Origin of the sequence: Mycobacterium sp., assembly GCF_036488105.1 — a bacterium.
Lineage (GTDB): Bacteria > Actinomycetota > Actinomycetes > Mycobacteriales > Mycobacteriaceae > Mycobacterium.
Genome location: NZ_DASXHW010000063.1, coordinates 26782 through 34065, shown reverse-complemented (window position 1 = coordinate 34065; position 7284 = coordinate 26782). Strand labels below are relative to the sequence as shown.

The following is a 7284-nucleotide window of genomic DNA, read 5'->3' as shown; positions in this document are numbered from 1 at the left end:
TTCGCCCGTCAGAACGGCGGAGGTTCGGCGAGGGATTCTCGATGTCTGGTGGTTTCATCGAAGGGCCACTGCTGTCGCTTGAGGCATTGCTCGTTGAAGCGTCGTTCCGCAGCGATGCGGTCGAGCCGTTCCTGCGCGCGTGTTCGTCTGCGCCGCGGCATCATCAACCCGCGGCCGTCCCCGGGTTCGACGGCCAGCTTTTTTGTCGCCAATTCTCCTGTCGGGATACCTAACTGGGGAAAGAAGATACTGCCGTCGGGCTCGGTGGTGTACGTGTGGCCGCTCGGCGTCGTCCAGGTCACCGTCCCATCGGGTGATTGATGGTCGGCCCAGCCGCTGTAGAACGTTTTCAGCAGGTGGTGATAACGGCAGAGCAGCTTGCAATTCGAGGGGTGGGTAGGGCCCAGCGGGAACGGGACGGTGTGGTCGATATCGCATGCTTCAGCCGGTTCGTCGCAGCCGGGGAATCGACAGGTCAAGTCCCGAAGGCGCACGAATTCGGCCAGCGCCGCCGAAGGTCGATAACCGGACTCGGGATTGGTTGACGGCGTGACCAGCGGTTTGATTTTTGCCGTTGCCGCAATGTCACGCAGGATGCTCGATGGTAGCGGCCCGAATCCGGGCAGATAGCCAGGTGTTTGAGAATCACCGCTGATGGTCGCCTGTTCAGCCAGGACGTGGATCACCACACCGGAGGCCGGACGTCGTTGTGCTGCTGAGCATCCCGGAGACCCGCATCGGCAATGCATCGCCGATAGTCCGGCAACCAATGCGCCCAAGGCGTCCGCCCGACGTTGCTTCTTGCTTCGTGGATCTGCCTTGCAGACCGTATCGGCAAGCGCGTCGAGCTTCTGATCCAAAGCCGCGCCGTCAGTCGCGTGCAGCTGCGCCCAGATCCCCGCCAGGCCGACATCCGTGGGTGCGATTTCGACATAGCGATCTTCGGTGCGCTCGCCCGCGACGCGCTTGCCCGCCGGGTCGAACCGAAGTACCCACAAGTCGATGCGTTCGATGAGCTTCGGCTCCGATAGCCGCGTCCACTTGGATGCATGGTTGGCGATCGCCGCATCCAGCTTGGCGATCAACTCTGGATTCTCGACCAACTCGGTGCGGGATACGACCGCAGCCATCAGACGAAAGTCGATGAGTCCTCGAGCAAAAACTTCAGCGACCCGCGGCAGCCGCTCACGCAACGCGATTGCGTAACGCAACCGGCCTCGGGCTCGGCCCCGGCTGATGCCCAACGCGGCGGCCACTTCGGCGACCACGTTCTCATGGCCGTCGATCGCCCAGTTCAGCCGGTCGCAGTCGTCCTCGGGAGCGCGGCGCGCATACAACTCGCCGATCGCGGCGAGCTCGCGCCCACACATCGCGTTCTGTGCACGGGCCGCAGTCGTGATGGCATCCAACACACCGGCATCGTCCACAGCGGTGAAAGACGCCGTGGCCTGCAACGATGCCGTTATATCGAACATACTTTCGATTATAGTACAGTCCACTGACTCAAACTTTTTGGCAGAGTCGCAACTTGTGGATCGTTGCGGCTGTGGCCAAGTGGAAGCATCAGTTCCTGGCGGCCGGTGCTGAGCGGCTCAAAGAAATCCCTAGTGGCCCCGCCGGCGCCAAAGACACTGCCGAGCAACGTCGGTTGCAGCTGGAAAACGAGCAACTCAAGCTTGCCTTGGCGGAAGCGACGGTGCAGCTGCGGATCTGGCAGCGCGCGGCGTGGGCCGAGAACAAGCGCGTCGGTGCGTTCGGTCAGAACGGCGTTGCCTGGTGGTGGGCAGCTTCCTGAACGAGTTGCACACGCGAAGTTATACCGAGTTTGGTGTAGATGTGGGTGAGGTGCGTTTGCACAGTGCGCGGTGACACGAAAAGCCGTGTGGCGATGTCTTTGTTGGGAAGCCCTTCGCGAAGGAGTCGGACCACGTCTAATTCGGTCGGAGTCAGCGAGGCCCAGCCATTCGACGGCCGTTTACGCTCACCGCGACCGCGCTGCGCATAGGCGATCGCTTCCTCGGTGGTTAAAGCGGCACCCTCTTCCCATGCCGCCTCAAAGTCATTGCTTTCCATAGCGTTACGCAGCATGGCCACCCAAGCTTCGTAATCAGCGTCGTGGATCTTGAAGCGGACTGCGCCGATACGCTGCCGGATCCCGTCCGCTGCTCCGAATAGCCGGGCGGCTTCATGGTGGCTGCCGGCACTGCACGCCGCAGCGGCAAGACACTCGAAAATTTCCGAAACCCCGGTCTGTGCTCTGATTTCGGCGGCGATCGCGAGTGCGTCATGGAGATCACGCTCTGCCCGCTGAGGCTCGCCTCGTGCAATTGCAACTCGCGCACGCGGTACAAGCCCCATGATCCGGTACCACCCAGTCGTTGCGGCGACGCCCTCGTCAGCCCATTGTTGAGCAGTAGCGAGATCGCCGGCTGCCACGGCAGCCTCCGCTCTGCTCCACCGGAATATGGCCGCTACTTGGCTGTAAACACCGACGTGATGCCACATCATCTCTTGCGCCATTCCAGCTGCTGCGGCGTCGCCACTGGCCAAGGCTGCGAGCCCCGATGCCATATAGGCGACCCCTTCGTGCACGCGGCTAAGTTCCGAGCCGGTTTCAATCAGCGCGTCCACAGCATCTTGGGCTTGGCTAATCTCGCCCTGGAATGCCGACACTAGAGCGAGGTTCTGCAGGCCGAGGAACCGGTTGAGGACATCGCCAGCCCTGTCCGCCTCCGCGATCATCTCGCGACACCGCGCGATTTCCCCAGCAAGATCACCTTGCAGGTAGCTAGCCATCCCTTTCCAATTACGGCAGTACCGCGAGTTGAACTGGTCGCCAATGGAATCGGCTAGCTCGCGGCCTTCTTCACCGGCGGCGTAGGTACCAATCAAGTCACCCGCCACCGCGGCCGCGTAGGTTTGCCAACCGAGGATCTGGCTCAACCTCCAGCGGTCACCTAGCGCGCGGGCAAGCTCGATCGCTTCGGCGAAGTACGGCCGTGCCACCTCCGCGTTGTAGGCAGCAATGCCGACGTAGGCGGTGAGCGCCCTGGCGAGCAGCGTCGGGTCGCCTATTTCACGTGCGATCGCCACGGCTTCCTCGGCTTGGTCAACGCTGTCCAATGAAAGGCCCCACGCGTTGAGAAGTGCGTTGTCGGCTAGCGCCCGTGCGCGTACCGGGCGGGCCACCTCGGCGCCGTCCCCGTTTCCCTCGCCCAAGACGGCCTCGAACCAGGTCGCCCCTTCGACGATGCGGCCGCGGGCGAGCCAGAGTGGAAGAAGTGACGACGCCAAGGCCAACGCTTGCTCGATATCCCCGTTTTCATGGCTCCACGCGAATGCTGCGCGCAGGTTATCGATTTCGGATGAGGCTTCCTCGAGCATCTGCTCATGGCCGGCGCGCGCCGGGTTATCGAGCGCCTCTGCCATTGCGGTGTAGTGATCGCGGTGGCGGGTGCGCACGGTATCGGCTTCGCCGGACTCGGCGAGTTTCTCCAGTGCGTATTGGCGCACCATCTCCAGCAGCCGGTATCGCGTTCGGCCCGTTGTGTTTTCGGTGACGACGAGTGACTTGTCGACCAGCAGTGCGAGCTGATCGAGGATCTGATGGGCCTTGATCGCACCTCCGCTGGCCACGAACTGCGCGGCCTCGAGGTCGAAGCCGCCCATGAAGGCGGCGAGCCGTCGGAACAACACGCGTTCAGGATCCGTGAGCAGTGTGTGCGACCAGTCAACTGAGGCATGCAGGGTCTGCTGTCGACGCACGGCCCTACGTGAGCCGCCGGTCAGTAGCCGAAAGCGGTCATTCAGGCCGAGAAGGATTTCGTTGAGCGATAGGGCCCGCACCTGCGCTGCTGCCAGTTCGATTGCCAGCGGCATGCCGTCGAGGCGCTGACAGACTTTCTCGACAATGTTTGCATTGCCGTCGGTGAGGCGGAAATCCGGCCTGGCGCGGCGGGCCCTGTCGGTGAAAAGCTGAATGGCCTCGTCGGCCAAGGACAGTGACGGCACCCGCCAGATCACCTCGCCGTCCACCGCGATCGGCTCTCGGCTGGTGGCCAGCAATGTCAGCTTGGGGCAGCTGCTAAGCAGTTCGACCATCAACATTGCGGTCGCGTCGAGGAGATGTTCGCAGTTGTCGAGCACGACGAGCGTGTGGCGGTCGCCGAGAAAACGGATGAGGGTGTCCATCGTGGAGCGGCCCGGTTGATCCGGCAGGCCTAATGCTCTCGCCGCCGCGAGAGGCACTAGATCCAGGTCCGTTATCGGCGCCAGGTCCACGTACCAGACGCCGTCGCTGAATTCGCCTGCCACCTGCGCGGCGATCTGCACCGCCAGCCGTGTCTTACCGGAGCCGCCCGCGCCGGTCAGCGTGACGAGCCGGTGGTCGGCGAGTATCCCCCGCAGGTCGTCGATCTGTGCTTCGCGTCCGATAAATGTGGTCAGTTGGACCGGAAGACGCTGCGTTGCAACGGCGCTGGGGGCTCGGAGTGGCGGGAAGTCGTTGCGCAGGTCGGGGTGACAGAGCTGGACAACGCGTTCGGGTCGGGTCACACCACGCAGCGGGTAGGCACCCAGATCGGTCAGCCAAGCATCGGCGGGAAGTCGGTCGACGACGAGCGCCTCGGTGATGCCCGACAGCACGGTCTGGCCGCCGTGGGCTAAATCGCGGATTCGTGCGGTGCGGTTGATGGTCGGCCCGATGTAGTTGCCTTCGTCGCGCAGCTGTACCTCGCCGGTATGCAGGCCAATGCGCAACCGCATCGGCGCCAGCGGTGCGCGCTGCAAGTCAAGGACGCACGCCACCGCGTCGCTGGCGCGGGCGAACGCCACCACGAAGCTGTCGCCCTCGCCCTGCTCGACGGGCCGCACCCCACCGTGGGCCGCGATAACGTCCGAGAGGGTGCGATCCAGCCGCGCAAACGCGGCGGTCATTTGATCGGGTTGGGTTTCCCACAGCTGGGTGGAGCTCTCGACATCGGCCAAAAGCAACGTCACTGTTCCGGTTGGCAACTCGCTCACGCCCACCTCACTCCAGTCGCTGCAGTTCAGTGGCGGCGTGTCCGCGCATTCGCTCATGCTAGCCAGCATCCGACAGCCGGGAGTCGCAAAACATCAGCCAAAACGCGTATCGCTGTCGCTCAACCCGCACAAATCTACGAGCGGTTCGCGGGACAACTATTACTGGGAACCAGACGCTGCGGCTCCGCTGAGTGCTTGACGCAGCATGTGCATCGCCACCGTGGTCGAGCGCTCCCGGATGTCGGAGCGGTTGCCGGGCAGTAGAAGCGTGCGGGTTGAGGACGCGCCGTCGACCGCCACGGTGAAACAGACTGTCCCGACCGGCTTCTCCTCGGTCCCCCCGCCTGGTCCGGCGATCCCGGTGATCGCCACCGCGGTGTCGGCGTCGAATCGGCGCAGCGCACCGGCGGCCATCGCCTCGGCCACCGGCTCCGACACCGCGCCGTGCGCGTCGATCAGCGCCGCATCCACGCCGAGCAAGTCGGTTTTCGCGTCGTTGGCGTAGACCACCAACCCGCCGGCCAGGTAGGCCGACGAACCGGGCCGGTCGGTCAGGCGTGCCGCCAGCAGTCCCCCGGTGCACGACTCTGCGGTGGCGATCCGGCGCCCGGCGAGCAGCTGCGCGACTTGGTCATCTACCTGAGCGCCATCCTCGGAAAAGATGTGCTGGCCGTGCCGGGCGCGAAGCAATTCGGTCAGCTGCCGGTAGGTGTCCGCAGCGTCAGGTTCGTAGCGGGTGACCATCTCGATCTCCCCGCGCCGCAGACAGGTGGTGATCTCCAACGAGTCGAAGCCGGGCACCTCGTGCTCCGCCGCGCGAAGAGCTTCGGCCAGGCCGGATTCCGGCAGCCCGAACATTCTGATGGTGTCCTGGCGGTACATCGTCCGGCCGGCGATGGCTTCCTGAACGGCGGGTAGCTGTACCGCGGTCTTCCACATCGGCTGTAGCTCGCGTGGCGGCCCCGGTAGGACGACGACCGTCGGCTTGCCGGGAACCACGACGCCCGGCGCCGTTCCCACTGGATCCATCACGACGGCTCCGACCGGGACCATCGCCTGCTTGCGGTTGGCGGCACGTACCGCGTCGAAATCGCCACCCCCGATGCGTGCCATCAGCTTTCTCAAGATCTCCGCGATCTTGTTTTCCAGTTCGGCGTCCAGCACCAGCTCGCGACCGCAGTATCGCGCGACGGTTGCCACGGTCATGTCGTCGGCGGTCGGTCCCAGCCCGCCGCTGGTGACGATCAGGTCCACGCCTTCGTCGGCCATGAACCGCAGCTGGGCTTCGATGTCGGCGGCGCGATCGCCACAGATGGTGATGTGGGCAAGCTCCACGCCCAGCTCGAGAAGCCGGTCGGCAAGCCATGGGCCGTTGCGGTCGGCGACCCGCCCGGTCAAGACCTCGGTTCCGGTGACGACAATGCCCGCGCGTGCGCTCACCGCTACGACATTAGGCGGGCAGTTTCGCTACGCATCCCCGGGTTGCGCGGACAGGTGACGCTCCACCGATTCCGTCTTGCTGGTCATCGCGTCGGTCACACCTGATCGCCAGTCCGCCTTGATCACCACGCTGACCCGGGTGGCGCGGGCCGCCACGGCTTCGACGGCGCGCTCCACGACGGCCATCACCTCGGCCCAGCTGTCACCCTCGATCACGGTGAACATCGAATCGGTCTTGTTCGGCAATCCGGAGTCTCGAACTACCCGGACCGCTTCGGCGACGATCTCGCCGACGCCCTCGCCGACTCCGAGCGGCGTGACCGAGAACGCGACCAGTACGGACACCCGATGAGCGTACCCACGACGTCATGGCAGCATCGGGCCATGCGGGTTCTGGTGCAGCGGGTCGCGTCGGCAACGGTGTCGGTGGACGGCCACGCGGTTGCCGCGATCAGGCCCGCCGGACAGGGCCTGCTGGCACTCGTCGGGGTGACGCACGGTGACGACGCCGACAAAGCCGGACGGCTCGCCGAAAAGCTCTGGCAGCTGCGAATTCTCGACGACGACCAGTCGGCCTCCGACGTCGACGCACCGATCATGGTGGTCAGCCAGTTCACGCTGTACGCCGACACCGCGAAGGGTCGGCGACCGTCCTGGAACGCCGCCGCGCCGGGCGCGGCCGCCGAGCCGCTGGTTGCCGCGTTCGTGCAAGCGTTGCGAGATCTGGGGGCCGGCGTGGAAACCGGAATCTTCGGCGCCCACATGCAGGTCGAATTGGTCAACGACGGCCCGGTGACCATCTTGCTGGAGCTGTGAGAGGAA

Annotated in this window: 6 protein-coding genes; 2 read left to right on the top strand and 4 right to left on the bottom strand. The window is 64.8% G+C overall.

Annotated features, from left to right (window positions below):
- Positions 1 to 8 precede the first annotated feature (8 nt).
- Positions 9 to 1475 (bottom strand): HNH endonuclease signature motif containing protein, encoded by a 1467-nt coding sequence (locus tag VGH54_RS03560; RefSeq protein ID WP_331510555.1) that lies wholly within the window; start codon positions 1473 to 1475, stop codon positions 9 to 11.
- A gap of 71 nt (positions 1476 to 1546) precedes the next feature.
- Here VGH54_RS03560 and VGH54_RS03555 point away from each other — a divergent pair, with 71 nt between their 5' ends.
- The gene (locus tag VGH54_RS03555; RefSeq protein ID WP_331510553.1) at positions 1547 to 1795 is read left to right on the top strand and encodes a hypothetical protein; all 249 of its coding nucleotides are present in this window, start codon (positions 1547 to 1549) and stop codon (positions 1793 to 1795) included.
- Here VGH54_RS03555 and VGH54_RS03550 read toward each other — a convergent pair.
- From VGH54_RS03550 to VGH54_RS03540, 3 genes are all read right to left on the bottom strand, one after another.
- A complete protein-coding gene (locus VGH54_RS03550; protein WP_414688630.1) occupies positions 1759 to 5079 on the bottom strand; it encodes a helix-turn-helix transcriptional regulator in 3321 nt (1106 codons plus the stop codon). The two genes, VGH54_RS03555 and VGH54_RS03550, sit on opposite strands and share 37 nt — an antisense overlap.
- 102 nt (positions 5080 to 5181) lie before the next feature.
- The gene (locus tag VGH54_RS03545; RefSeq protein ID WP_331510552.1) at positions 5182 to 6462 is read right to left on the bottom strand and encodes a competence/damage-inducible protein A; all 1281 of its coding nucleotides are present in this window, start codon (positions 6460 to 6462) and stop codon (positions 5182 to 5184) included.
- Positions 6463 to 6489: 27 nt separating this feature from the next.
- On the bottom strand, positions 6490 to 6807 hold the full coding sequence (locus tag VGH54_RS03540; protein ID WP_331510551.1) for an MTH1187 family thiamine-binding protein: 318 nt from the start codon (positions 6805 to 6807) through the stop codon (positions 6490 to 6492).
- 39 nt (positions 6808 to 6846) lie between these two features.
- Here VGH54_RS03540 and dtd point away from each other — a divergent pair, with 39 nt between their 5' ends.
- The gene (dtd, locus tag VGH54_RS03535) at positions 6847 to 7278 is read left to right on the top strand and encodes a D-aminoacyl-tRNA deacylase (RefSeq protein ID WP_331510558.1); all 432 of its coding nucleotides are present in this window, start codon (positions 6847 to 6849) and stop codon (positions 7276 to 7278) included.
- Positions 7279 to 7284: the final 6 nt, after the last annotated feature.

Coding starts and splice junctions, on each gene's coding strand:
- VGH54_RS03560 (WP_331510555.1), bottom strand. CDS start 1,475: ATGTTCGATATAACGGCATCGTTGCAGGCCACGGCGTCTTTCACCGCT.
- VGH54_RS03550 (WP_414688630.1), bottom strand. CDS start 5,079: ATGAGCGAATGCGCGGACACGCCGCCACTGAACTGCAGCGACTGGAGT.
- dtd (WP_331510558.1), top strand. CDS start 6,847: ATGCGGGTTCTGGTGCAGCGGGTCGCGTCGGCAACGGTGTCGGTGGAC.